Annotated in this window: 30 protein-coding genes and 1 riboswitch; of the genes, 20 read left to right on the top strand and 10 right to left on the bottom strand. The window is 49.6% G+C overall.

The window, feature by feature from the left end; translation table 11 throughout:
* Nucleotides 1-37: 37 nt before the first annotated feature.
* The 3 genes from FEK47_RS02990 to pduF form a co-directional block, all read right to left on the bottom strand.
* Nucleotides 38-472 (bottom strand): cobalamin biosynthesis protein, encoded by a 435-nt coding sequence (locus tag FEK47_RS02990; protein ID WP_135487610.1) that lies wholly within the window; start codon nt 470-472, stop codon nt 38-40.
* Between the two features lie 217 nt (nt 473-689).
* Nucleotides 690-865, bottom strand: a riboswitch (cobalamin riboswitch).
* Nucleotides 866-948: 83 nt separating this feature from the next.
* The gene (gene pocR / locus FEK47_RS02995) at nt 949-1,863 is read right to left on the bottom strand and encodes a regulatory protein PocR (protein ID WP_135410117.1); all 915 of its coding nucleotides are present in this window, start codon (nt 1,861-1,863) and stop codon (nt 949-951) included.
* A 203-nt stretch (nt 1,864-2,066) separates the two neighbouring features.
* Nucleotides 2,067-2,876, bottom strand: a complete 810-nt coding sequence (gene pduF / locus FEK47_RS03000; protein ID WP_135487609.1) for a propanediol diffusion facilitator PduF — start codon at nt 2,874-2,876, stop codon at nt 2,067-2,069.
* 513 nt (nt 2,877-3,389) lie between these two features.
* On the opposite strand from pduF, the gene pduA reads away from it, so the two are divergent.
* The 19 genes from pduA to FEK47_RS03095 are packed head-to-tail and all read left to right on the top strand — an operon-like array spanning nt 3,390 to nt 17,921.
* Nucleotides 3,390-3,674, top strand: coding sequence for a propanediol utilization microcompartment protein PduA (pduA, locus tag FEK47_RS03005; protein WP_001183614.1), 285 nt, complete (start codon nt 3,390-3,392; stop codon nt 3,672-3,674).
* The gene (gene pduB / locus FEK47_RS03010) at nt 3,671-4,483 is read left to right on the top strand and encodes a propanediol utilization microcompartment protein PduB (RefSeq protein ID WP_064529394.1); all 813 of its coding nucleotides are present in this window, start codon (nt 3,671-3,673) and stop codon (nt 4,481-4,483) included. The genes pduA and pduB overlap by 4 nt, the downstream gene beginning before the upstream one ends.
* 18 nt (nt 4,484-4,501) lie before the next feature.
* The gene (pduC, locus tag FEK47_RS03015) at nt 4,502-6,166 is read left to right on the top strand and encodes a propanediol dehydratase large subunit PduC (RefSeq protein WP_135487608.1); all 1,665 of its coding nucleotides are present in this window, start codon (nt 4,502-4,504) and stop codon (nt 6,164-6,166) included.
* A 9-nt stretch (nt 6,167-6,175) separates the two neighbouring features.
* The gene (locus FEK47_RS03020; protein WP_135487607.1) at nt 6,176-6,844 is read left to right on the top strand and encodes a propanediol/glycerol family dehydratase medium subunit; all 669 of its coding nucleotides are present in this window, start codon (nt 6,176-6,178) and stop codon (nt 6,842-6,844) included.
* A 14-nt stretch (nt 6,845-6,858) separates the two neighbouring features.
* Complete coding sequence (pduE, locus tag FEK47_RS03025) at nt 6,859-7,377, top strand: propanediol dehydratase small subunit PduE (protein WP_085458842.1); 519 nt, start codon at nt 6,859-6,861, stop codon at nt 7,375-7,377.
* Nucleotides 7,378-7,386: 9 nt separating this feature from the next.
* A complete protein-coding gene (locus FEK47_RS03030) occupies nt 7,387-9,219 on the top strand; it encodes a diol dehydratase reactivase subunit alpha (protein WP_135487606.1) in 1,833 nt (610 codons plus the stop codon).
* On the top strand, nt 9,209-9,559 hold the full coding sequence (locus tag FEK47_RS03035) for a glycerol dehydratase reactivase beta/small subunit family protein (protein ID WP_000444000.1): 351 nt from the start codon (nt 9,209-9,211) through the stop codon (nt 9,557-9,559). Before FEK47_RS03030 ends, FEK47_RS03035 begins: the two co-directional genes overlap by 11 nt.
* A 19-nt stretch (nt 9,560-9,578) precedes the next feature.
* On the top strand, nt 9,579-9,854 hold the full coding sequence (pduJ, locus tag FEK47_RS03040) for a propanediol utilization microcompartment protein PduJ (RefSeq protein WP_001057752.1): 276 nt from the start codon (nt 9,579-9,581) through the stop codon (nt 9,852-9,854).
* Between the two features lie 23 nt (nt 9,855-9,877).
* Nucleotides 9,878-10,300, top strand: coding sequence for a BMC domain-containing protein (locus tag FEK47_RS03045; protein ID WP_205713533.1), 423 nt, complete (start codon nt 9,878-9,880; stop codon nt 10,298-10,300).
* 2 nt (nt 10,301-10,302) lie between these two features.
* Nucleotides 10,303-10,935: a phosphate propanoyltransferase gene (locus FEK47_RS03050; RefSeq protein ID WP_135405071.1), complete on the top strand. Its 633-nt coding sequence runs from the start codon at nt 10,303-10,305 to the stop codon at nt 10,933-10,935.
* Entirely contained in the window at nt 10,932-11,423 is a 492-nt protein-coding gene (gene pduM / locus FEK47_RS03055) for a microcompartment protein PduM (protein WP_138183095.1), read from the top strand. The genes FEK47_RS03050 and pduM overlap by 4 nt, the downstream gene beginning before the upstream one ends.
* 3 nt (nt 11,424-11,426) lie before the next feature.
* Nucleotides 11,427-11,702, top strand: coding sequence for a EutN/CcmL family microcompartment protein (locus FEK47_RS03060; RefSeq protein WP_130208669.1), 276 nt, complete (start codon nt 11,427-11,429; stop codon nt 11,700-11,702).
* Nucleotides 11,703-11,713: 11 nt separating this feature from the next.
* Nucleotides 11,714-12,721, top strand: a complete 1,008-nt coding sequence (gene pduO, locus FEK47_RS03065; RefSeq protein WP_130222289.1) for a two-domain cob(I)yrinic acid a,c-diamide adenosyltransferase PduO — start codon at nt 11,714-11,716, stop codon at nt 12,719-12,721.
* Entirely contained in the window at nt 12,718-14,103 is a 1,386-nt protein-coding gene (pduP, locus tag FEK47_RS03070) for a CoA-acylating propionaldehyde dehydrogenase PduP (protein WP_130257604.1), read from the top strand. Before pduO ends, pduP begins: the two co-directional genes overlap by 4 nt.
* Nucleotides 14,104-14,113: 10 nt before the next feature.
* Nucleotides 14,114-15,226: a 1-propanol dehydrogenase PduQ gene (locus FEK47_RS03075; protein WP_135487604.1), complete on the top strand. Its 1,113-nt coding sequence runs from the start codon at nt 14,114-14,116 to the stop codon at nt 15,224-15,226.
* A complete protein-coding gene (locus FEK47_RS03080) occupies nt 15,223-16,566 on the top strand; it encodes a 4Fe-4S dicluster domain-containing protein (RefSeq protein WP_135487603.1) in 1,344 nt (447 codons plus the stop codon). Before FEK47_RS03075 ends, FEK47_RS03080 begins: the two co-directional genes overlap by 4 nt.
* A 2-nt stretch (nt 16,567-16,568) precedes the next feature.
* Nucleotides 16,569-17,123 carry a propanediol utilization microcompartment protein PduT gene (gene pduT / locus FEK47_RS03085; RefSeq protein ID WP_135487602.1) on the top strand — a complete coding sequence of 185 codons (555 nt, stop codon included), beginning with the start codon at nt 16,569-16,571 and terminating at the stop codon, nt 17,121-17,123.
* Nucleotides 17,123-17,473, top strand: a complete 351-nt coding sequence (pduU, locus tag FEK47_RS03090) for a propanediol utilization microcompartment protein PduU (protein WP_130208681.1) — start codon at nt 17,123-17,125, stop codon at nt 17,471-17,473. The genes pduT and pduU overlap by 1 nt, the downstream gene beginning before the upstream one ends.
* A 4-nt stretch (nt 17,474-17,477) precedes the next feature.
* A complete protein-coding gene (locus FEK47_RS03095; protein WP_135487601.1) occupies nt 17,478-17,921 on the top strand; it encodes a EutP/PduV family microcompartment system protein in 444 nt (147 codons plus the stop codon).
* Nucleotides 17,922-18,030: 109 nt separating this feature from the next.
* Here FEK47_RS03095 and FEK47_RS03100 read toward each other — a convergent pair whose 3' ends face one another.
* The 4 genes from FEK47_RS03100 to dacD form a co-directional block, all read right to left on the bottom strand.
* Nucleotides 18,031-18,360: a DUF496 family protein gene (locus FEK47_RS03100; RefSeq protein WP_000450409.1), complete on the bottom strand. Its 330-nt coding sequence runs from the start codon at nt 18,358-18,360 to the stop codon at nt 18,031-18,033.
* Between the two features lie 171 nt (nt 18,361-18,531).
* On the bottom strand, nt 18,532-19,590 hold the full coding sequence (locus tag FEK47_RS03105) for an FUSC family protein (protein ID WP_135405056.1): 1,059 nt from the start codon (nt 19,588-19,590) through the stop codon (nt 18,532-18,534).
* Nucleotides 19,591-19,792: 202 nt separating this feature from the next.
* Nucleotides 19,793-20,266 carry a DNA gyrase inhibitor SbmC gene (gene sbmC / locus FEK47_RS03110; protein ID WP_130216383.1) on the bottom strand — a complete coding sequence of 158 codons (474 nt, stop codon included), beginning with the start codon at nt 20,264-20,266 and terminating at the stop codon, nt 19,793-19,795.
* A gap of 118 nt (nt 20,267-20,384) precedes the next feature.
* Nucleotides 20,385-21,551, bottom strand: a complete 1,167-nt coding sequence (gene dacD / locus FEK47_RS03115; protein WP_135487600.1) for a serine-type D-Ala-D-Ala carboxypeptidase DacD — start codon at nt 21,549-21,551, stop codon at nt 20,385-20,387.
* Nucleotides 21,552-21,762: 211 nt separating this feature from the next.
* Here dacD and sbcB point away from each other — a divergent pair, with 211 nt between their 5' ends.
* Nucleotides 21,763-23,187, top strand: coding sequence for an exodeoxyribonuclease I (gene sbcB / locus FEK47_RS03120; RefSeq protein ID WP_135487599.1), 1,425 nt, complete (start codon nt 21,763-21,765; stop codon nt 23,185-23,187).
* 73 nt (nt 23,188-23,260) lie between these two features.
* Here the strand turns inward: sbcB and plaP are convergent, their stop codons facing one another.
* The 3 genes from plaP to FEK47_RS03135 form a co-directional block, all read right to left on the bottom strand.
* Complete coding sequence (gene plaP, locus FEK47_RS03125) at nt 23,261-24,619, bottom strand: putrescine/proton symporter PlaP (protein WP_000019197.1); 1,359 nt, start codon at nt 24,617-24,619, stop codon at nt 23,261-23,263.
* On the bottom strand, nt 24,609-24,671 hold the full coding sequence (gene yoeI / locus FEK47_RS03130) for a membrane protein YoeI (protein WP_010723108.1): 63 nt from the start codon (nt 24,669-24,671) through the stop codon (nt 24,609-24,611). Before yoeI ends, plaP begins: the two co-directional genes overlap by 11 nt.
* Nucleotides 24,672-24,885: 214 nt before the next feature.
* On the bottom strand, nt 24,886-25,815 hold the full coding sequence (locus tag FEK47_RS03135; RefSeq protein WP_130216377.1) for a LysR substrate-binding domain-containing protein: 930 nt from the start codon (nt 25,813-25,815) through the stop codon (nt 24,886-24,888).
* Between the last annotated feature and the right edge of the window lie 36 nt (nt 25,816-25,851).

Here is a 25,851-nt window from a genome sequence, read left to right on the forward strand (position 1 = left end):
CGCGTATTAAAAATAAAAATCCAGCATTCTCAATCCATTACGAATGAGGGAGGCATTGTGAAATAGCCCGATTTCCCTGCGTTAACGACCGACAAAATGTGTCATTAGCAACGTTTTCTCTGAATTGACACATTTCATTCAGATAATGGATTAACGCAACAGCCCCACCAGCCGTACCATTCAGCAAACGAGCATTGTGCTCTGCTATTAAGATTACCGTCACACCATCAGGCAGAGGGAGCCTTTCTGGTATGAGTGTCCCGCTTTCAGCAATCAATAACAGCACTGAATAATCGCTATACGCATCTGATAATGATTGTTCTGGCCCACCGTTAAAAGGCAGGAAACCTTGCTGCCAATCCTCACCGACAAAACAGGTAATAGGCAACATTTCAGCCAGATGTTTAGCGAGTTCAATATCGCCAGATGAGAGGCAAAAAAGAGCTATCGATTCAGGTTTTATCGTTTTCATGACCACCACCCTCCGCTTAGTTTCCTGTAATAACGGTCAGGTTGATATGCCACAAAAAAAGATTGCCACACCATAAGTGCAGCCCTGGTGCCTGTCGACACGACGATGAATGAAATAAATGCTGCCGCCATCCCCTGATCCTTTCAGGGTGGTAGGGGTATAAAGACGCGCCAGTGCTCAACCGGGCGCTTCCAGACAACCCACTTCCCACCGAAGTTGTTGGTATTAACTGACAGGCTGGTCTTCTGGCTTAGCGTCATCCTCCCCCGACCTTCCCGATCTCACGATCAGTGGCATTTTCGAGGTTGTCAGCATTACAGCAGCGGGGGCTGCGAGGGATTTCCACCCTCTTCCCAGGCACAAATGTGCCAAACATGTCAGCGTATGTTATGAGCCGATTTCAATTTTCCCATAACACGTAAATGAATTATTACTGCCAGAGTATATTTAATCATCCCTCATTTTTTACATTGAATTTATGCCGTTTCCGCAGCCGTATTATCGCTAATTTGCTGACGGTAAACCTGCGGCGTTACCTGATAGGTCTGTCGAAAAACTTTGCAAAAATAACTGGTTTGAGAGAAGCCTAAATTACGCGCAATGCTGGCGATGCTCCAGTCACTATGGCACAGCAACTCACGGGCGCTGGCCATGCGTTGTTGGTTTACCCATGCATTAAAACCAATTCCATGATATTTCTTAAACAATTTACTGAAATAATAAGGGCTTAGATAAACATGCGAGGCAACATCCTCCAGGCGTAAATCGTCTGATAAATGCGCATCAATATAGCGCAATGCTTTTTTCATTTTATTATCGTGGGGATTAGACGCACGGGTCTGACGAACTGAATCCGAATGAGGTTTATTCTCTTTAATCACGACAAAATTGAGTTGCTTTTTGAGGCAATTTTCCACAATCAACTTCAACAAATCAGCAGAGGCCATAACTCGCGAGTAATCCATCTCCGGGACTTTGCGAAATTCATTAAGTAATTCGGGATCTGCTTGCCAACGATCATCGACATTCAGAATATCGATCAAATCGACATCACCATTACGCAGGCGGACTTGTCCACACAACACAAAGCCGACTAAATGCCCGGCAATCACCAAAGGAATAGAGAAATCAGTTAATCCTGCATGGCAACGGTAAATACAAGGTTGATCGGATTTAGAAGCTTCCAGGCCTCCACAACGATCGCTCATGCGGCAGCGAGTGCTAAGCTGTGGATGTTGCCGCATCATCTGACAAAACGGGGTGAAGTTAAAAAGTTCGGAAATTTCATCACCGTGGATATTGACCACGACAACCGCAAGGCTGGTCGCCTGCGCAAAATCCTGCGCGATTTTATTAATGAGTTCTGAATTAAGTGTCGCCGCAGAAATCATGATAAAACCTCCCAGTTAATTTATTGTTATTGTAAAAACAATTGTTTTACATTTAATCTTCACATCATCCCTGATGATTTACTGACGAGAAGCACAAAGGACAATAACAAAAGCCTCCATGAAGCGGGAGACTTTTTAATAAGTTCGGAAAGCAGATCACAAACAGTAAAAAAATAAACGTTTATAACCGCCAGGTTATTTCGCTATTCGCGGATATCTTTAGGCGTAACACTATTGACAGGTAAATTTTGCGCAATGAGAAAGCGATAAATCGCCGCGCCAACGCAGGCACCAATGACCGGGGCAATAATGGGTACAATGAAATAAGGAATATTGCGTCCGCCAGTCATCGCTATTTCTCCCCAACCCGCAAGCCAGGTGAAAATTTTTGGCCCAAAATCACGCGCTGGATTCATGGCAAAACCGGTTAATGGTCCAGTAGAAGCACCAATAACAGCAACCAGAATACCAATCAGTAAAGGTGCAAGAGGCCCTTTCGGTACACCGTTGCCGTCATCGGTCAACGCCATAATCAATCCCATCAACATAGACGTGATGACTATTTCAACCAGCGCCGCCTGCCATACATTTATTGCCGCGGCCGGGTAAGTACTGAAGATACTGGCAAGTTGTAAACTTTCTGCACTACCACGAACCATATTGTGGGCAGATTCAAAATCGGTAAACAAATTGCTGTATAAAAAATACGCCAGAACCGCACCACCAAAGGCGCCCGCTAATTGGGCCATACAAAATGGCAGCACTTTACGGCCAGGAAAAGCGGCGAACAACCATAGAGCAATCGTAACCGCTGGGTTGAGATGAGCGCCGGAAATTCCTGCCGTAAGATAAACAGCAAGTGAAATACCTAACCCCCAAATAATACAAATTTCCCACAGCCCCAGACTTGCCCCAGCAAGTTTGAGGGCACACAAACAACCAATGCCAAAAAAGAGGAACAGTCCGGTGCCCAAAAACTCGGCAACGCATTGCGCCTTGAGTGAATCATTCATAGTGACACCTTCTTTGCGGAGTTTGTTTCTTCATCAGCCAACAGAATTGCTGATTGTTGTGTATATCGAGGGCAACTATAAAAATTGCTCTGCAAAAAATATTGCCAACATTCATGACAGACTCGTGGAAAAATCGTGCTGACATAGCAAATTATTGTCATTGCAGAAGCATCCAACACAGCGTTAATCAGTGTTGAAAGTAATAATTACTGCCAAACTTTCACAATAAAAAATTGTCATCATGATATAATAAAATTTAAACAAATATCACAATTCCCTTCCGCGAACCAAACCCAACGAAATTTTATCCGCGATTAACCCTCTCAGCCAACGCAATTAATTCACATTGAAAAATCCACAAAATAACCAATAAATTAATAACATATAGTTTATAAAAGCAATTTTATAATATTTGCCCTCTATTTATTTTTCTCATTGGCCGATTAAGTCAGCCATTCTTTTTCCTCGCTTTTTTTTATAGTCATATCGTCAAAAAATCCAGGCGAGGTCTTTATGCAACAAGAAGCGTTAGGAATGGTAGAAACCAAAGGCTTAACTGCCGCCATAGAGGCCGCAGACGCCATGGTGAAGTCGGCAAATGTATTGCTGGTTGGCTACGAAAAAATAGGTTCCGGGCTGGTGACCGTCATCGTTCGTGGTGATGTCGGGGCTGTAAAAGCGGCAACAGACGCAGGTGCCGCCGCCGCGCGTAACGTCGGTGAAGTAAAAGCCGTACACGTTATTCCCCGCCCACATACCGATGTCGAAAAAATCTTACCAAAGGGAATTAACCCATGAGCAGCAATGAACTGGTCGAACAGATCATGGCGCAGGTCATCGCTCGCGTAGCGACGCCAGAGCATGAGGTTCTCCCGGAAACCACTCATCAAACACGAGAGACGGCTATGGCAGAAAAAAGCTGCACGTTAACGGAATTTGTTGGCACCGCTATTGGCGACACTGTAGGTCTGGTCATTGCGAACGTTGATAGCGCCCTGTTGGACGCGATGAAACTTGAAAAACGCTATCGCTCCATTGGCATTCTGGGTGCACGTATTGGCGCAGGTCCACACATTATGGCCGCTGATGAAGCGGTAAAAGCTACGAACACTGAAGTTATTAGCATTGAACTTCCTCGCGATACCAAAGGCGGTGCCGGACACGGCTCATTGATCCTCTTAGGTGGCAACGATGTTTCCGACGTGAAACGCGGTATTGAAGTTGCCCTGAAAGAACTCGATCGGACCTTTGGTGATGTCTATGCCAACGAAGCCGGACATCTTGAACTGCAATACACCGCCCGCGCCAGCTATGCACTGGAAAAAGCGTTTGGCGCACCTCTGGGTCGCGCTTGCGGCGTTATTGTCGGCGCTCCGGCCGCTGTTGGTGTTCTGATGGCCGATACTGCGCTGAAGTCCGCCAATGTGGACGTGGTGGCATACAGCTCGCCTGCTCATGGCACCAGCTACAGCAATGAAGTCATTCTGATTATCTCGGGTGACTCCGGCGCAGTCCGTCAGGCGGTCATCTCCGCACGCGAAATCGGTAAAACCGTACTTTCGACTCTCGGCGATACACCGAAAAACGATCGCCCTTCCTACATCTGAATTCCCTGAGGCAGATTCATGAGATCGAAAAGATTTGAAGCACTGGCAAAACGCCCGGTCAACCAGGACGGTTTCGTTAAAGAGTGGATTGAAGAAGGCTTCATTGCGATGGAAAGCCCGAACGATCCAAAACCGTCAATCAAAATTGTTAACGGCGTTGTCACCGAGCTGGATGGAAAACCCGCCAGCCAGTTTGACCTGATCGACCACTTTATCGCCCGTTACGGCATCAATCTCGCGCGCGCCGAAGAAGTCATCGCGATGGATTCGGTCAAACTTGCCAATATGCTGTGCGATCCGAATGTCAAACGTAGCGATATCGTTCCCCTTACCACAGCAATGACGCCCGCCAAAATCGTCGAAGTGGTTTCGCAGATGAACGTGGTAGAGATGATGATGGCGATGCAGAAAATGCGCGCCCGTCGAACACCATCACAACAGGCTCACGTCACCAACGTCAAAGATAACCCGGTACAAATTGCCGCCGACGCAGCTGAAGGCGCATGGCGCGGGTTTGATGAACAGGAAACCACCGTTGCCGTTGCTCGCTATGCGCCGTTCAACGCCATCGCTCTGCTGGTAGGTTCACAGGTAGGGCGCCCGGGCGTTTTGACCCAGTGTTCACTGGAAGAAGCCACCGAACTGAAACTCGGTATGTTAGGCCACACCTGTTACGCCGAAACAATTTCTGTCTATGGTACAGAACCTGTTTTCACCGATGGCGATGATACCCCGTGGTCAAAAGGATTTCTCGCGTCATCTTATGCTTCTCGCGGCTTAAAAATGCGCTTTACTTCCGGCTCCGGCTCTGAAGTACAGATGGGTTACGCGGAAGGCAAATCAATGCTTTATCTTGAGGCTCGTTGCATTTACATCACCAAAGCCGCAGGCGTACAGGGGCTGCAGAATGGTTCCGTAAGCTGCATCGGTGTTCCATCAGCTGTGCCGTCAGGCATCCGCGCAGTGCTGGCGGAAAACTTAATTTGCTCATCGCTGGATCTGGAATGTGCCTCCAGTAATGACCAGACCTTTACCCACTCAGATATGCGCCGTACCGCGCGTTTCCTGATGCAGTTTCTGCCGGGTACTGACTTTATCTCTTCCGGTTTTTCCGCTGTGCCGAACTACGACAACATGTTTGCCGGTTCAAACGAAGACGCCGAAGACTTCGATGATTACAACGTCATTCAGCGTGACCTGAAGGTTGATGGCGGTCTGCGACCGGTGCGCGAAGAAGATGTTATCGCCATCCGCAATAAAGCCGCACGCGCTTTACAGGCTGTCTTTGCCGGTATGGGATTACCCCTTATTACCGATGAAGAGGTCGAAGCGGCGACCTATGCCCACGGTTCGAAAGATATGCCAGAGCGCAACATCGTAGAAGACATTAAGTTCGCCCAGGAAATTATCAATAAAAACCGTAACAGCCTGGAAGTGGTGAAAGCCCTGGCGCAAGGCGGTTTTACCGATGTCGCTCAGGACATGCTCAACATGCAAAAAGCGAAACTGACCGGCGATTATCTCCATACCTCAGCCATTATCGTCGATGACGGACAAGTGCTGTCTGCGGTCAATGATGTCAATGATTACGCCGGACCGGCTACAGGTTACCGCCTGCAAGGGGAACGCTGGGAAGAGATCAAAAATATTCCCGGTGCACTTGATCCCAACGAAATTGACTAAGGGTGAGAAATGGAAATTAACGAAAAATTACTGCGTCAAATTATCGAAGACGTGCTGGCAGAAATGCAAACCAGCGACAAGTCCGTTTCATTTCGCGCACCTGTCTCTGCAACTGTCTCTTCAGTGCCAGATACCGGAAATTTTCTGACCGAAATTGGCGAAGCCCAACAAGGCACTCAGCAAGATGAAGTCATTATTGCTGTAGGCCCGGCGTTCGGCCTGGCGCAAACCGTCAATATCATCGGTATTCCGCATAAAAACATCTTGCGCGAAGTGATTGCCGGTATCGAAGAAGAAGGTATTAAAGCCCGTGTGATTCGCTGCTTTAAATCGTCTGATGTCGCATTCGTGGCGGTCGAAGGCGATCGCCTTAGTGGTTCCGGCATTGCTATTGGTATTCAGTCAAAAGGCACCACGGTTATCCACCAGCAGGGGCTTCCCCCTTTGTCTAACCTGGAACTTTTCCCGCAAGCGCCTTTGTTGACGCTGGAAACTTATCGCCAGATTGGTAAAAACGCCGCGCGTTATGCGAAGCGTGAGTCTCCACAACCAGTTCCGACCCTCAACGATCAAATGGCGCGACCTAAATACCAGGCCAAATCAGCCATTTTACATATCAAAGAGACGAAGTACGTGGTCACTGGCAAAAAACCGCAAGAACTGCGCGTGACGTTTTAACAAAGGAAACCTTCATGAATACCGATGCAATTGAGTCGATGGTCAGGGACGTGTTGAACCGCATGAACAGTCTACAGGATGCAGCTCCTGTTTCTGCGGCACCCAACGCGTCAATACAGAGCGCCAAAGTGACGGATTATCCACTGGCAAATAAACATCCAGAATGGGTTAAAACGGCGACCAATAAAACGCTCGACGATTTCACTCTGGAGAATGTCCTCAGCGATAAAGTCACCGCCCAGGATATGCGTATAACCCCTGAAACATTGCGTATTCAGGCCGCGATTGCCAGAGATGCGGGTCGTGATCGCCTGGCGATGAATTTTGAACGCGCTGCCGAGCTTACCTCAGTGCCGGACGATCGCATCCTCGAAATCTACAATGCGTTACGCCCTTATCGTTCGACAAAGCAAGAACTCATTGCCATTGCTGACGATCTTGAACGTCGTTATCAAGCCAAAATTTGCGCTGCATTTGTCCGCGAAGCCGCAGAACTCTATGTCGAGCGTAAAAAACTGAAAGGCGACGATTAAGGACGAACTATGCGATATATAGCAGGCATTGATATCGGCAATTCATCCACAGAAGTTGCACTGGCGACGCTCAGTACGTCTGGAGAATTGTCGTTCGTGAGCAGCGCCCTTGCGGAAACCACCGGAATCAAAGGTACGTTGCGTAACGTCCATGGTATTCAGGAGGCGCTCGCACAGGCAACGAAAAAAGTCGGCATCAATGTCAGCGATATTTCGCTTATTCGTATCAACGAAGCAACTCCTGTCATTGGCGATGTGGCGATGGAAACCATTACGGAAACCATCATCACCGAATCAACCATGATTGGTCACAACCCAAAAACTCCGGGCGGAGTGGGACTGGGCGTGGGGCTCACCATCACACCACAAGAGTTGTTAACACGCCCGGCGGATACACCGTACATTCTGGTCGTGTCATCGGCGTTTGATTTTGCCGATATCGCGACCATGATAAACGCCTCCGTGCGTGCCGGATATCAACTGACTGGCGTTATTCTGCAACGTGATGATGGCGTGCTGGTCAGTAACCGCCTGGAAATCCCTTTACCCATTGTTGATGAAGTCCTCTACATCGATCGTATTCCGCTCGGCATGCTGGCCGCGATTGAAGTCGCCGTTCCCGGGAAGGTTATCGAAACCCTGTCTAATCCGTATGGGATTGCCACTGTTTTCGCCCTCAATGCTGAAGAGACTAAAAATATCGTTCCTGTTGCACGAGCACTCATAGGCAACCGTTCTGCAGTAGTGGTGAAAACACCTTCTGGCGACGTTAAAGCCCGTTCGATACCCGCCGGAAACATCGAGCTGCTTTCTGCCGGACGTACAATACGAGTTGATGTTGCTGCTGGTGCCAATGCCATTATGAAAGCGGTCGGCGAGTGCTCAAAACTGGAAAACGTAACGGGAGAACCGGGTACCAACATCGGCGGTATGCTGGAACATGTTCGCCAGACTATGGCGGAACTGACCAATAAACCCAGCCACGAAATTTTTATTCAGGATTTACTGGCGATAGATACCTCTGTTCCCGTCAGCGTAACCGGTGGGCTGGCTGGTGAATTTTCACTGGAACAGGCTGTGGGTATCGCTTCAATGGTGAAATCCGACCGACTGCAAATGGCGATGATCGCCAGTGAAATTAAGCAAAAACTGCATGTTGATGTTCAGGTCGGAGGCGCTGAAGCAGAAGCTGCAATTCAGGGAGCCTTGACTACCCCTGGAACCACACGCCCTCTGGCAATTCTGGACTTAGGCGCAGGTTCTACCGATGCCTCCATCATCAATCAGAAAGGGGAAATGATAGCTACTCACCTTGCGGGAGCGGGCGACATGGTGACGATGATTATTGCCAGGGAACTGGGCTTAAATGATCGTTATCTGGCAGAAGAAATCAAAAAATACCCGTTGGCAAAAGTAGAAAGCCTGTTCCATTTACGCCATGAAGACGGCAGCGTTCAGTTCTTCCCTACTCCGCTGTCCCCTCATGTATTTGCCCGCGTTTGTGTGGTGAAACCTGACGAACTGGTGCCTATTCCCGGCGATTTAACACTGGAAAAAGTACGTGCTGTTCGCCGCAGTGCGAAAGAGCGCGTCTTCGTAACCAATGCCCTGCGCGCGCTACGTCAGGTAAGTCCAGGCGGAAATATTCGCGATATTCCGTTCGTCGTTCTGGTAGGCGGTTCTTCCCTGGATTTCGAAGTACCGCAGTTAGTCACCGATGCATTGGCGCATTATCGATTGGTCGCCGGACGGGGGAATATCCGTGGTAGTGAAGGCCCGCGCAATGCGGTAGCTACCGGGCTACTGATTTCCTGGCACAGGGAGTTGGCTCATGGAAAGTAAAGAACATACGCCCGCTATTGTCGTTACGGAAATAGGTGACTGTATCAGTACATGGAATGAGGTGCTTCTTGGCATTGAAGAAGAAGGTATCCCCTTTCGCATTCAACATATCCCGTCAGGTGAAGTCATCGATAGCGCCTGGCAGGCTGCTCGTCAGTCCCCCCTGTTGGTTGGCATAGCCTGCGACCGGGAAAAGCTGATTGTGCATTACAAAAACTTACCGGCATCAGCGCCACTGTTTACGCTGATGTATCAACAAGATAACCATGCCCGGCGCAGCATCGGCAATAACGCTGCCCGCCTGGTAAAAGGCATTCCCTTCAGGGAATGCCACTCATAATCCACAGGAGAAACGCTGTATGAACAACGCACTAGGACTGGTTGAAACAAAAGGGTTAGTTGGCGCAATTGAAGCCGCAGATGCCATGGTTAAATCCGCCAACGTGCAACTGGTTGGCTATGAAAAGATTGGTTCGGGTCTGATTACAGTGATGGTCCGTGGCGATGTTGGCGCAGTAAAAGCCGCCGTTGACGCAGGAAGCGCCGCCGCAAGCGCCGTTGGCGAAGTGAAATCCTGCCATGTCATCCCGCGGCCACACAGCGATGTTGAGGCCATTTTACCTAAATCTGCATAACCCCATTCGCTAAGGAGCACAGCGTGAAGCAATCACTGGGATTACTTGAAGTCAGTGGTCTGGCACTCGCCATCAGTTGCGCAGATGCTATGGCAAAAGCCGCGTCCATCACGCTGGTTGGCCTTGAGAAGACCAATGGCTCAGGCTGGACGCTCATTAAAATCACCGGTGACGTCGCCTCGGTTAATGCGGCGATCGCGACGGGTGCCAGTTTCGCCGAACAGCGAAATGGCCTCGTCGCACACAAAGTGATTGCCCGCCCGGGTGAGGGAATACTGCCCCGCCCAACAGAAGCAATGAATATGACGGTGGCAGTAAGCGAAACGCCAGCAACAGTCGCCCCCTCAGAGATTATCAGCTGTAATTTGTGTCTTGATCCCGCGTGTCAACGGCAAAAAGGTGAGCCACGTTCACTTTGTCTGCACTCTGATAAGCGAGGGGAGTAGCAATGGATAAACAAACCTTGCAGGAGACTGTTAGCCAGGTTCTGGATGAAATGCGCGAGCGCCCTATCCCACTGGGCGTTTCCAGTCGCCATATTCATCTTTCAACGGCGGATTATGTGCGCCTTTTTCCTGAACAACCGATCAGCGAGAAAAAGTCATTACTGCAACCTGGTCAATTCGCTGCTGAACAGGTTGTTACGCTAGTGGGACCAAAAGGCAAATTACACAACGTTCGCTTGTTAGGGCCACTACGTAACTCAAGCCAGGTGGAGATTTCCCGGACTGACGCCAGAACATTAGGGATCACCGCCCCGCTACGTATGTCTGGCGATCTCAGCGGCACACCGGGGATTCGTCTGATAAGCCCGTTTGCAGAGCTGGAAATCGCTTCTGGCGTTATTGTCGCACAACGGCACATTCATATGTCTTCGCTTGATGCCCTGATTTATGGCGTTACACATGGCGATAAAGTGGCGGTCGCCATTGAAGGTAATGAACGACGACTGATATTCGATAACGTTGCTGTTCGCGTCTCACCAGATATGCGCCTTGAAATGCATATTGATACCGACGAGGCCAACGCCGCAGGCGCTGATAATCCTGACGTTTTTGCCACGCTGGTGTCGGTGCCATGAATAACAAACTGATGCAACACATTGTTGAAGAAGTGATTTTTCGCCTGAAACAACGTGCGGGGAAAACACTCGTGCTGACGGTTTCGCAACTGCGAGCAGCCAGCGTTCACGAGATAGTTCATCAGTATGCTTCGTTACAAATTCGATTCGTCGATTTACCGTTGCTGCGACAACTTGCGGAGAACGAAACGTCAGATCGAGCGGTAATCCACATTCACGAGGCGTTAGCCTGGGGAATACACATTCAATTGTCGTTGCAGAGTCATTTCCTGAACGCCATCAAATTGAAGCATCTCGCCCATCTACCGCTAACCTGGTGCGACGAACAAGGACAACCGATCTACCTTCATCGTGGTCAACTTTTAAGTTATGCCGACGTAGTGCAGTTATGCGCAGGGATAGTGGTGTTGCAACGGAAATGCTGTGTGACCGCACTTGCGCGTGAAGCGGCAATGACCCGAAACATTCAGTTAATCAGGCAGGAGTAACCCATGCATCTGGCTCGAGTCACTGGCGCGGTGGTATCCACGCAAAAATCACCTTCCCTGGTCGGGAAAAAACTGCTGCTGGTTCGCCGGGTCAGTGCTGACGGCGAATTGCCTCTCACGCCATTAACTGGCGACGAAGTTGCTGTTGATTCAGTTGGCGCTGGCGTCGGTGAGTTGGTACTCCTCAGCAGTGGCTCCAGCGCCAGACATGTTTTTAGCGGCCCCAACGAAGCCATCGACCTGGCAGTGGTCGGCATTGTAGATACGATTTCGCGCTAAGGAGTTGAAAGATGGCGATTTATACCCGCACAGGTGATTCAGGAAGTACGTCTCTATTTACCGGACAACGCGTGAGTAAAACTCATCTACGCGTCGAAGCCTACGGCACACTGGATGAACTGAACGCGACACTCAGTCTGTGTTATTGCGCCACCGCCATCGAAAGCCATCGCATATTACTGGAAGCCATTCAGCAACAGATATTTTGGTTTAGCGCCGAGCTCGCCAGTGAAAGCGAACAGCCATCAGCGCAGCAGCGTTACATCAGTACGGAAGAAATTGCCGCACTTGAAAAAGCGATCGATAGCGCAATGAGCGCTGTTCCTCCAGTTCACTGCTTCATTCTGCCTGGACGTTGTGAAGCCGCGAGCCGCATGCATTTCGCGCGCACGGTAGCCCGGCGGGCTGAAAGACGCCTGGTTGAACTGACAACGGAATCCAGCGTCCGCCATGTTTTATTGCACTATATCAACCGACTTTCCGATTGCCTGTATGCCCTCGCCCGCGTGGAAGACAACGTTGCTCATCAGAACCTGATGATTCAGGAAATCACAAAACGTTATCACGAAGCCAACCACACTTCAGCATTGAAGGAACGCACGATGTCGCTCACTTTTCAGGATCTTCATCAGCTCATCCGTAGCGCGGCAATGCGTGCGGATGAACTGCATATTCCCGTTGTTATCAGCATTGTCGATGCCAACGGAACAGAAAGTGTTACCTGGCGGATGCCTGATGCACTGCTGGTTAGCAGTGAACTGGCACCGAAAAAAGCCTGGACCGCCGTGGCGATGAAAACGGCAACACACAAGCTTACGGATACCGTGCAACCGGGGGCGCCACTTTACGGGCTAGAAAGCCATATGCAAGGCAAAGTCGTCACTTTTGGTGGCGGCTTCCCCCTCTGGCGTGACGGAATATTGCTTGGAGGGCTTGGGATTAGTGGTGGTAGCGTTGAACAAGACATGGATATTGCCCAAAGCGCAATGACGGCAATTAACGTGGGAGAAAACCAATGAATAACTCTGAATTAGAAACACTGATCCGCAATATTCTGCGCGAGCAGCTAGTCCCCACGACATCACAAACGCAAAAAAACGGTATTTTCCAGACTGTCGATGAAGCTATCGGCGCTGCACACCAGGCCTTTTTGCGCTTTCAACAGTGTCCGCTTAAGACTCGCAGCGCCATTATCAGCGCTATTCGCGAAGAATTAACGCCACGTCTTACAGAATTGGCGGAAGAGAGCGCTAACGAAACGGGAATGGGAAATAAAGAAGATAAGTACTTAAAAAACAAAGCGGCGCTCGATAACACACCTGGAATTGAAGATTTAACCACCACCGCACTGACCGGTGATGGTGGCATGGTTTTGTTTGAATACTCCCCGTTTGGAGTTATTGGCTCGGTCACGCCAAGTACCAATCCCACGGAAACCATCATTAACAACAGCATCAGCATGCTGGCAGCTGGTAATAGCGTCTACTTCAGTCCACACCCGGGAGCCCAAAACGTCTCGCTGAAATTGATCGCCATAATCGAAGACATCGCGTTTCGCTGTAGTGGCATTCATAACCTGATCGTTACTGTATCTGAACCGACCTTTGCCGCAACCGAACAGATGATGGTGCACCCTAAAATCAGCGTTCTGGCGATTACCGGTGGTCCGGGTATCGTCGCCATGGGAATGAAAAGTGGCAAGAAAGTGATTGGTGCCGGTGCGGGTAATCCCCCCTGCATCGTCGATGAAACGGCAGATATTGTGAAAGCTGCCGAAGACATCATCAACGGAGCCTCATTTGATTACAACCTGCCGTGTATCGCTGAAAAAAGCCTGATCGTCGTGACCTCAGTGGCAGATTATTTAATTCAGCAGATGCAAAGTTTTGGCGCCCTTCTTCTTAACCATGAACAAACTGAAAAATTGCGTGCTGTTTGCCTGCCAGACGGCGTGGCCAACAAAAAACTGGTCGGCAAAAGTCCATCAGCCTTGCTGGAAGCCGCAGGCCTCCCTTTGCCAGCAAAAGCGCCCCGCTTGCTGATTGCCGTTGTTGACGCCGATGATAGCTGGGTTACCAGCGAACAACTCATGCCAATGCTACCCATTGTGAAGGTCAACGATTTTGATAGCGCCCTCACACTTGCGCTGAATGTAGAAGACAGTTTGCATCACACCGCAATCATGCACTCGCAGAACATCTCACGGCTCAACCTTGCCGCGCGCGTTATGCAAACTTCAATCTTTGTCAAAAACGGTCCTTCCTGGGCGGGTATTGGGGTCGGCGGCGAAGGCTTTACGACCTTCACCATTGCTACACCGACCGGAGAAGGGACAACGTCAGCCCGGACTTTTGCCCGCTCACGACGCTGTGTATTAACCAGCGGCTTTTCCATTCGCTAGAGAAACGGAAATGAATACTTTTTCACTGCAGACGCGTTTATACAGCGGACCGGGAAGTCTCAAAGTACTTAGCCGTTTCACGAATAGGCACATCTGGATTATTTGCGACGCCTTTCTGGCGCGATCACCGTTGATTGATACCTTGCGCCTGGCGCTACCCGACAGCAATCGCCTCAGTATTTTTAGCGAAATAACGCCCGATCCAACTATCCAGACAGTGGTAAAAGGCATCACTCAGATGCAAACTTTACGCCCGGATGTGGTTATCGGTTTTGGCGGCGGCTCTGCACTGGACGCTGCAAAAGCGATTGTCTGGTTTAGTCGCCAGTGTGCTATCGAAATTGAAACCTGCGTAGCCATCCCCACTACCAGCGGCACTGGTTCAGAAGTGACCAGCGCCTGTGTCATCAGCGATCCTGAGAAGGGGATTAAATATCCCCTTTTCGATAATGAACTTTATCCGGATATCGCGATCCTTGATCCATCTCTGGTCGTCAGCGTGCCACCGGCAATAACAGCCAATACTGGAATGGATGTTTTAACCCATGCGCTTGAAGGCTATGTTTCTCCCCGCGCCAGCGACTTCACGGATGCACTGGTCGAAAAAGCCGTGCAAATTGTTTTTCGTTACCTGCCCACGGCAGTGAAGAAAGGCGATTGTCTTGCCACCCGCGGTAAAATGCATAATGCCTCTACACTTGCAGGAATTGCCTTTAGCCAGGCCGGACTGGGATTAAATCATGCGATTGCCCATCAACTCGGTGGGCAGTTTCATTTGCCCCACGGTCTGGCGAATGCGCTCCTGCTGACGTCAGTTATTCGTTTTAATGCTGGCGATCCTCGCGCCGCCAAACGCTACGCCCGGCTGGCTAAAACGTGTCATTTATGCCCGGACAATGCCAATGACACCGCAAGCCTGAATGCACTCATTCAACATATTGAACAGCTCAAAAAAGCGTGTTCAATACCGACTCTCGCCAATGCTCTGAAAGAAAAAAGAGCAGAATGGTCATCACGTATTCCCGATATGGTTCAGGCGGCGCTGGCGGATGCGACATTGCGTACCAACCCACGTGTGGCTGATGCCAATGCTATTGCCGAACTGCTTGAGGAGTTGTTATGAACGTCGAGTTTACATCCTGCGACGGTCAGACGATCCACGAGCGAGTACAAGCAGCAGGCGTTGTTGGTGCTGGTGGGGCTGGCTTTCCGACACATATCAAGCTACAAGCACGTGTTGATACGTTCCTGGTGAATGCGGCGGAATGCGAACCAATGTTGAAAGTGGACCAGCAGTTAATGGCGCAGCAAGCCAGTCGCCTGCTTCGCGGCGTTCACTACGCGATGAAAGCCACCGGGGCCAGTAGCGGAATCATCGCGCTGAAAGAGAAATATCAACTGGCAATAAACGCCCTCACACCACTGCTACCGCCGGATATCCGTCTGCATATTTTGCCCGACGTTTACCCCGCAGGAGACGAAGTGCTGACCATCTGGATGGCAACAGGTCGCCGTGTTCCACCCGCTGCGTTACCCGTTAGCGTCGGCGTAGTCGTCAATAACGTCCAGACCGTACTCAATATTGCCAGAGCCGTTGAGCAACAGTATCCAGTAACGCGCCGCACGCTAACCATTAATGGTGCGGTTGCGAAACCAATAACGGTGACCGTCCCCATTGGAATGTCTTTACGCGAGGTACTGGCGCTGGCGGGAGGCGCAACGGTAGATAATCCTGGTTTTATCAATGGCGGTCCGATGATGGGGAGTTTGATCACATCGCTCGATACGCCAGTCAGCAAAACCACTGGCGGCTTGCTGGTTTTACCCAACTCTCATTCACTGATCCAGCGTCGAATGCAGGATGACCGCAGCATACTTGCCGTCGCGAAAACCGTTTGTGAACAATGCCGCTTATGTACCGATCTCTGTCCACGCCATTTAATTGGTCACGAACTGTCACCGCATTTGTTAGTACGTGCAGTTAACTACCAACAGCTCGCTACACCGCAACTGTTAATGACAGCGCTCACCTGTTCGGAGTGCAACGTCTGCGCCAGCGTTGCCTGCCCGGTAGGTATTTCACCCATGCGCATAAACCGCCTGCTTAAGCAGGAATTACGCGCCAAAAATCTCCGCTACGAAGGTGCCTTAAATCCTGAGGATGCCATGGCAAATTATCGGCTGATTCCCGTAAAACGGCTGGTAACCAGATTGGGCTTAACCCCGTGGTATCAGGACGCGCCATTGTCTGAACACGTACCACAACCCGAAAAAGTGACACTATTGTTACGCCAGCACATCGGTGCCAGCGCAATTCCATGTGTACAAAAAGGCGATTGCGTCGTTCGTGGGCAATGCGTGGGGCAAATTCCACACGGCACATTAGGTGCCCCTATTCATGCCAGTATTGATGGCATGGTCAGCGATGTGACAGAAAACGCGATTACGCTTGTGAGAGGTTAACCATGTCGAAAGCGATAGGTATTTTAGAACTTAGTAGTATCGCGAAAGGGATGGAAACCGGCGATACCATGCTGAAAAGCGCCAACGTTGAATTACTGGTCAGCAAAACGCTTTGCCCCGGTAAATTTCTGCTGATGCTCGGCGGCGATGTCGGTGCAGTACAGCAGGCCATCAACAGCGGCGCTTCCCTTGCAGGTGAAATGCTGGTCGACAGTCTGGTCCTTCCTAATATTCATCCCACTATCCTGCCCGCAATCAGCGGTCTGAACCATGTTGACCAGCGACGGGCTGTCGGTGTAGTCGAAACCTGGAGTGTAGCGGCCTGCATTGACGCTGCCGATTGTGCAGTGAAAGCGGCAAACGTCACGCTCGTACGGGTACATATGGCCTTTGGTATTGGCGGTAAATGCTACATGGTAGTGGCAGGCGATATTTCTGATGTTAATAACGCGGTATCTGTCGCCAGCGAGCGAGCGGGGGAAAAAGGTTTGTTGGTCTATCGCTCAGTAATTGCCCGTCCGCATGAAGCCATGTGGCGTCAGATGGTGGAGGGATAATGTCAACTCAGCACACGACTGAACGAATGATTCAGGAATATGTCCCCGGTAAACAGGTCACGCTGGCACATGTTATTGCAAATCCTGGAAAGGATCTGTTTAAAAAATTAGGCTTACCGGACACCGTTTCCGCTATTGGCATTCTGACGATTACCCCCAGCGAAGCATCTATCATCGCATGTGATATCGCTACAAAATCAGGCGCTGTAGAGATTGGTTTTCTTGATCGTTTTACCGGCGCGGTAGTTCTGACTGGCGATGTTTCTGCTATCGAATATGCACTTAGCCAGGTTACCCGCACGCTGGGCGAAATGATGCGCTTTACCGCCTGCCCCATTACCCGGACCTGACTCGATGCAACGTATGATGCTCATCGGACCCAGCCAGTGCGGAAAAACGTCACTCACGCAATGCCTGCGCGGGGAGAATATTCAGTATCAGAAAACGCAGGCCATCGTCTGGTCACCGGCCACCATTGACACTCCCGGGGAATACCTCGAAAACCGCAGTCTTTACAGTGCGCTGCTGGTCAGCGCCTGTGAAGCAGACATTATCGCGCTGGTGCTTAATGCGGACGCACCGTGGTCACCTTTTTCACCTGGTTTTACCACGTCAATGAATCGTCCAGTTATTGGAATAGTCACCAAAGTGGATTTAGCCAGTGAAGAACAGATATCTTTGGTGAAATGCTGGCTACGGGAAGCTGGAGCACGAAAGGTGTTAGTGACCAGTGCGGTAAATAACATAGGGGTTGCAGAACTTCTTGCCTTATTACATACAGAAGAAGGCTGTCGTTAAGCCAGAAATTTCAAAATGTTATGAGATGGGAATGATGACTTACAACAGTGAGAAAAGAATCAATGAACAATGAGGATTGCCCGGCAATCCTCATTGAATAAAGTAGAAATTACTTCGCTTCGCCGTTTTTCATTTCGCCCATAGCTTTCAGCTTTTTGGAGATATCGCGGCGTTCTTTGGAGAGCTCAGCATTTTTGATGATGTAATCATCAACACGATCTTCATAGTCGCCTTTCATGCTGGCGATGATGCCCTGAATTGCTTCAACGCTCATACCAGGTTTGATGTAGTCGCTCAGGTTGTCAAGCAGCAGGACACGTTTCTGGTTGTCACGGATCTTTTTCTCAACGTCCTGGATTTCACGTTGCAGTTTGTTCTTACGGCGGAACAGACGAACAAATTCCAGCACGTCCTGGAATGAAGGCTTGGTAGTTTCCATTTTTATACCCCTGATAATGTGAGAGTCGGATTCGTTTAAGCAACCGCTATTCGTTAGGGCCAACATTACTCATAGCTGCCGCAGATGACAATGCTTTTATCCCTATTCACTATCATACCCTTTATCCTTGCTGAATCGAAGCAGCAGCAATTTGATTCTGAAGGTCGGAATTTATTTGCGCAAAGCCCGACAAATCAGATTTGACAGCAACTCCAGTTGATGCGCCGTTTCCATGTTTAGCCATACATAGCCATAAATCGGCGTCTCAACGACTTTCAGATCATGATGATTAGCGAGCAACTGGCGCAACTCTTCCACAGCATCGTTCAGTTTTTCTGTATTAGCAAAAACCGGCTGTGGATTACCTTCGTACAGGGCATGAACAAGAGTCAGCACTATTTGCTGCATCATTTGCTGTGTGTCGCGCAGTTTTTGCGCATTCAGTAGCACGAAATGACTGGGCCTCGTGGCCCAGTAAGCATTGATTTGCAGCTCCAGCATACAAACCAGATTACGGTTAATCGTCTGGATACCTTCATATATCGATTTTGGAATACGGGTTTCTTTGCTGGCGGGTGCAATCAGCCCACGCATTTTCACGGCATCAGCCAGGAGTTTTTGCAGATGGCTTTCCAGGTGTGGGCGTTCCAGTAGGTTCGGTGAAAATGCTGATTGGTAAACCCGGTTATATTCGGTAAGGCTTTTCGCCAGTTGAATACGCCAGTGGATGAAGGCTCGCTGCGGCCAGATGCCAGTAAAAACCATTGCCAGTAGGGAGCCGAGGATCACATCGCCGCTTCGCCATAATGCGGTATCAATTTCACCTGTCGGGGAACCAACAACAATCGCCAGCGTCACGCCAATCAATAAGCCTTGATAAGGTTTCTTGCCCAGCGCCAACCAGCCGCAAAGGAACATCGCCGCCGCGCACCAGACCAACATCAGAGGTAACGAAATTAACTCCAGTTGCAGGGCTATAAGACCTAAAATCGAGCCGAACACCGTACCGCCAATACGTTCGAATGCTCGAGGGACGACGTTACCCCAAAACGAGATAGGCCCCATGATCACCACCATAGTGACCAGTGGCCAGGTGCTTTCCGGGATAGTAAACAGGCGAATAATGAGAAAAGTCAGCAGGAATGCTAGTGCGACGCGAGTACCATGCACGATACGGTAATGACGGTACACACGAATTTCAAACGGACTAAGGCACTTATCAGCTCGCACGCTGGAACTCCGTTAAATAAGGATAAAGTTAACTCAGAACGATTACCGCGGCCAGACACTAAACCAGGTGTCCAGCCGACTTACAAAAAGTAATCAGGAACATTCCCGAAGGGATTATCAGAAGTCTGAAGGTCAATTTTACCCTTTTACATGACGAAAAACAGCGAAGCAATCAGGTTGACACCCTGTTGTTGCACCAGCATTAACCCATTTTCGGCTGCACTGCGACATACATTTCAATATCCCAATAGCCGTCTTCCGCTCCGTTATTAAGATAAACTTCGAAACAGGGCTTAGGTGACATCTGATAAGCACTGTCTTGCAAGAGAGTATTAAAAAACTGATACCATGGCGTAGAAAAATCATCGCCTTCTACGCGAGCAACGGCAACCGCATATTGCCCACCGGAGATTTCCGTCAGGATCACGCCTTCACTGTTTTCCGGTAGAGTGAAGTTGTTCTCTAGGGAAACCACCGTGTCACAACGTAACTTTTCGGCGGGTGTTTCATCTGGGTTATCGTAATAGACGGCGATCCATTCCTTAGGCACAACTTTTTTGTTGTCTACCCACATCATCAACTGCTCAAAACCTTTCTTCACCGTTTGTTCCCACGGGCCAACGAGATGGAAACCTGCAACGGTACGTTTATCTTCCTGCTTAATCTCGTAGTTCATGACGCCTCCACATACACTGTTTTTTTGTACAGTGTATTTTGCAATGTAAATACCACAAGGAATGAGTGTTGATTATGCGAGCAGACTCGCACTCCTGCCAGTCGGCGCTAAATAAAGGTCAGGATTTATGGTGGAAATAATCGCTCAATCTGGAAAACATACCGCCTTCACCGACAGACTCCAGGGTAACCAATGGCCAATGCGCAACCAATTTATCGCGGTCGTACAGCTCAATTTCCCCTACCCGCTTGTGAGCAGCAACTGGCGCAGTTAGTTCTTTACCATCAAGGGTATATTTTGCTTTGATATTAGGGATCTCCGCTTTCGGCAGCACCATCCAGAACTCTTGTTCCGTTCCCAGTGCGATGTTTTCTTTATCACCATACCAGATGCGTTCCGTACCGACCTTTTTCCCACGGTGCAAAATTTGCACCGTAGTAAAGTTTTGCTGCCCCCAACGCAGTAATTTTCTAGCCTCTTCTTCGCGAGCTTTTGCGCTATCGGCCCCCATTACCACTGCAATGAGACGGCGTTGCCCATCCACAGCCGAAGCAATGAGATTAAACCCGGCCCCGGATGTATGTCCGGTTTTCAGGCCGTCAACGTTCATGGTTTTATCCCACAATAGCCCGTTTCGGTTTTGCTGGGTGATGCCGTTCCAGGTAAGGCTTTTTTCGCTGTACATATGGTAAAACTCAGGTTCGCCGTGGATGATGGCGCGAGAAAGCACAGCTAAATCATAAGCTGAGCTATGCTGGCCCGGCGCATCCAGACCGTGAACTGTTTCAAAATGGGTATCCTGTAAATGCAACTTTTCAGCGTAATTGTTCATCATTGTGACGAACTGCCGTTGCCCCCCGGCAATATAATCCGCAAGCGCCACACAGGCGTCATTGCCGGAATCCACAATTAATCCACGGCTTAAATCACGTACCGATACGCGATCGCCCTCTTTCAAAAACATCAGAGAAGAACCGACAAAAACAGGATTATCTTTCGCCCACGCATCGCGTCCCACAGTGACAATATCGTCTGGTGTTATGCGATGGCTATCGATAGCGCGATCGACAACATAGCCCGTCATTAGCTTAGTCAGGCTGGCAGGGTTACGTTGTTGGTGCTCATTACCCGCCGTGAGGATCTGTCCGGTTGTGTAATCCATCAAAACCCATGATCCCGCATGAATCTCCGGAGGTTGGGGTGAAAAGGGAATATTTTCCGCCGCAAAACCAGACGATAAATTAAAAACGAACAAAGAAGCAGCAATAATAAGACGGCGTTTCAACAGCAAATCCTCAGGTGTTTCCAATAGCTGTTCTTTTTACGGAAATCCTGATGAACTGGCTGGAATAAAGTGCAAGAAAATGTGACAGTTATCTCATTTTAATCTGACATTATCTGTTTCCACACGCAGCCAAAATATCGCTCTAAAGCTGATTAGCACGGTGATATTTGATACTCTGGCATACAACAGAAATAACGGATTTAACCTAACGATGAATGACGGTAAGCAACAATCTACCTTTTTGTTTCATGATTACGAAACCTTTGGCACGCACCCCGCGTTAGATCGCCCTGCGCAGTTTGCCGCCATTCGCACTGATAGCGAATTCAATATTATCGGCGAACCTGAAGTCTTTTACTGTAAGCCTGCGGACGATTATTTACCCCAGCCAGGGGCGGTGTTAATTACCGGAATCACACCACAGGAAGCGCGTGCAAAAGGGGAAAACGAAGCTGCCTTTGCCGCCCGTATTCACTCGCTTTTTACCGTACCGAAGACCTGTATTCTTGGTTACAACAATGTGCGTTTTGACGACGAAGTGACGCGCAATATCTTTTATCGTAATTTTTACGATCCCTATGCCTGGAGTTGGCAGCAGGATAACTCTCGCTGGGATCTGCTTGACGTGATGCGTGCCTGTTATGCCCTGCGCCCGGAGGGGATTAACTGGCCTGAAAATGAAGATGGTTTACCGAGCTTTCGACTTGAACATTTAACCAAAGCTAATGGTATTGAACATAGCAACGCCCACGATGCGATGGCCGATGTGTACGCCACTATTGCGATGGCGAAGTTGGTGAAAACACGTCAACCACGCCTGTTTGATTATCTCTTTACCCATCGTAATAAGCACAAACTGACGGCGTTGATTGATGTGCCGCAGATGAAACCGCTGGTACATGTTTCCGGTATGTTTGGCGCATGGCGCGGCAATACCAGCTGGGTGGCGCCACTGGCGTGGCATCCTGAAAATCGCAATGCCGTGATTATGGTGGATTTGGCGGGAGATATCTCGCCACTCCTGGAGCTGGACAGCGACACGCTGCGCGAGCGTCTGTACACCGCAAAGGCCGATCTGGGCGATAACGCCGCAGTCCCGGTTAAGCTGGTGCATATCAATAAATGCCCGGTGCTGGCGCAGGCGAATACGCTGCGCCCGGAAGATGCCGACAGGTTAGGAATTAATCGTCAGCATTGTCTCGATAACCTGAAAATTCTGCGTGATAACCCGCAAGTCCGCGAAAAAGTAGTGGCGATATTTGCTGAAGCCGAACCATTTACACCTTCAGATAACGTCGATGCACAGCTCTATAATGGCTTTTTCAGTGACGCCGATCGCGCAGCAATGAAAATTGTCCTGGAAACCGAGCCGCGTAATTTACCGGCACTGGATATCACCTTTGTCGATAAACGTATTGAGAAACTGTTGTTCAATTATCGGGCGCGTAACTTCCCGGGGACGCTGGATTACGCCGAGCAGCAACGCTGGCTGGAGCACCGCCGTCAGGTCTTCACCGCAGAATTTTTGCAAGGTTATGCTGATGAATTGCAGATGCTGGCACAACAATATGCCGATGACAAAGAGAAAGTAGCGCTGTTAAAAGCGCTTTGGCAGTACGCGGAAGAGATCGTCTGAAACAAAAAAACCGGAGCGATAAACTCCGGCTTTTTTAGATTTACCGGATGATTATGTCATCCGGCTTTAAAGATTATGCAACGTCTTCGTACTGCGGAACCGGGTTACGGAAGCTCTTAGTCACGCAAGCCAGGTAAATCAGACCGATAGCCGCCCAGATCAGCCCCAGAACCATTGAGCTTTCTTCCAGGTTAACCCACAGCGCACCAACGGTCAGTGCACCACACATCGGCAGGAACAGATACTGGAAGTGATCTTTCAGCGTCTTGTTACGCTTCTCACGGATCCAGAACTGCGAGATAACCGACAGGTTAACGAAGGTGAACGCCACCAGCGCACCAAAGTTAATCAGCGCCGTTGCCATTACCAGGTCAAAGTTGATTGCCAGCAGAGCAATCGCGCCAACCAGGATAATGTTCATCGCCGGAGTACGCCATTTCGGGTGTACATAACCGAAGAAGCTTTTCGGGAACACGCCGTCACGACCCATTACGTACATCAGACGCGCTACGCCTGCGTGCGCCGCCATACCGGACGCCAGTACGGTAATGGTGGAGAAGATCAGCGCGCCAACCTGGAACGCTTTGCCCGCAACGTACAGCATGATTTCAGGCTGTGATGCATCCGGATCTTTAAAGCGAGAGATATCCGGGAAGTACAGTTGCAGGAAGTAAGTTGCAAAGATGAAGATCATGCCGCCAATCAGCGCGGTCAGGAAAATCGCACGCGGGATCACGCGCTCTGCATCTTTGGTTTCTTCCGACAAGTTGCTGATGCCGTCAAAGCCGGTAAAGGAGAAGCACAGGATCGTCGCACCGGTAATCATCGGGATAACATGCGCATCGCCAGACCAGAACGGACGCGTGCTCGCCAGCGTACCAGCGCCTTCACCTTCAAATACGCCATAAACAACCATGCCCAGAATCACCGCGATCAGCACTACCTGCAACACCACGATTACGGTGTTGAAGTTCGCTACGGATTTCAGACTACGCAGGTTAAAGGCGGTCATAAAGGCCACCAGCGCCACCACAAACATCCACGATGGGATAGAAGGCACCAGAGCTTCAAAATAGATTTTCGCCAGCAGAATGTTGATCATCGGCGCGAACAGATAGTCGAGCAGAGAAGACCAACCCACCATAAAGCCAACCGTCGGGCTAATGGATTTCTGGGCGTAAGTGTATGCAGAGCCAGCAGAAGGATAGCGGCGAACCAGCTTCCCGTAGCTCAGAGCCGTAAACAGGATCGCAATCAATGCGAACGCATAGGCTGTCGGCACATGACCATCCGTGAGGCCTGAAACGATACCAAAAGTATCAAACAGCGTCATCGGCTGCATATAGGCAAGACCCATCATTACAACCGGAACTAACGTAAGCGTTTTACGCAATTCCACGCGAGAGGTGTTTGGAGTAACGTTATGCGACATGGTCATTCTCCTTTACGGTGATAACCGTCGCGTAAGCAAAAAATTGCCCCATTTTTTTGGATTCCTCAGCGACAACAACTGTCGATTTTTAGTAAATATCTATCCGGTACGAAGCCCGGCCTCTTGGTATGAATGATTGGTTTGAAGCAAAAAATAACCGACGCGGATGAAACGTCGGTTTTTAGTCATTTTTTGACAGCGGCGCATTGTGCCTAAATGGGGGGTAAATGACAAGAGAATGAGAGGCTTGTCATATAATTTTTTATTTAAATGGCTGATTTTCCGTCATCATATTTTGCATAAACACCAGCAATAGCACTATTTGCTAAAATCTCATCACGCCACCACGCACTGGCAAGCCCTGCGGTTTGTTCATTCCATCCAATCCATACGGGTTCAAAGAGGGATTGCGCAACCACTTTCTTCTCAATTAACGCACCACTATCGAGAAAACGTTGCGCCAGATAGCGCGGTAAATAACCGCAACCAAGACCGCTGATTTGTAATTCCAGTTTGGTTTTAAAATCAAATACGGTAATGGCCTCTTGTTCGTCGAGAAGTTGTGATGCCGTAGATGCGCCAGCCTGCGCAGTATCACCCACGATAATCGCCCGATAGCGTTTAATGATACGGCGATTTAACGGTTCCTCTTCAAGAGCTAGCGGATGATGAGGAGCAATCGCGAAAACTTGCTCCAGATCGCCCAACCGAGAGAAACCATATTCGCTGGAAGAGGGTGGTTCATGCATAGCGCCAACAATAATATCGGCCCTGCCCTGGGTCAGGGCCTCCCAGGAACCGCCGAGAACGCCATTGATAAACTTCAGACGCGTGACGTTGTGATGTTGATAAAAGGCTTCAATAAGTGGCGCAAGCAGTGAAAAGGGAAAGGTATCATCAACACCAATCACCAGTTCATTTTCCCAGCCTTCATGGAGTTTGATCGCTTGTTTTTCCAGTTCATGGACAGTGTGGAGAACTTCCCGCCCCTTCTCTAATAACATTTTTCCGGTGCGGGTAAATTTAGCGCGGTGACCGCTGCGATCGAGTAATTGAATATTAAGGTCGCTTTCCAGCTTGTGAACGGTGTAACTCAGAGCGGACGGCGTCTTATAGAGTTTGGCCGACGCCGCCGCAAAACTGCCCTCTTTTTCTAAGGCATCGAGGATCATCAACACATCCAGCAGTGGTTTCATACACGCCCCCTTGCAGTGTATGCGGCGTCCTGCTGG

Source organism: Escherichia sp. E3659, assembly GCF_005781135.1.
In the GTDB taxonomy this organism is placed as follows: domain Bacteria; phylum Pseudomonadota; class Gammaproteobacteria; order Enterobacterales; family Enterobacteriaceae; genus Escherichia.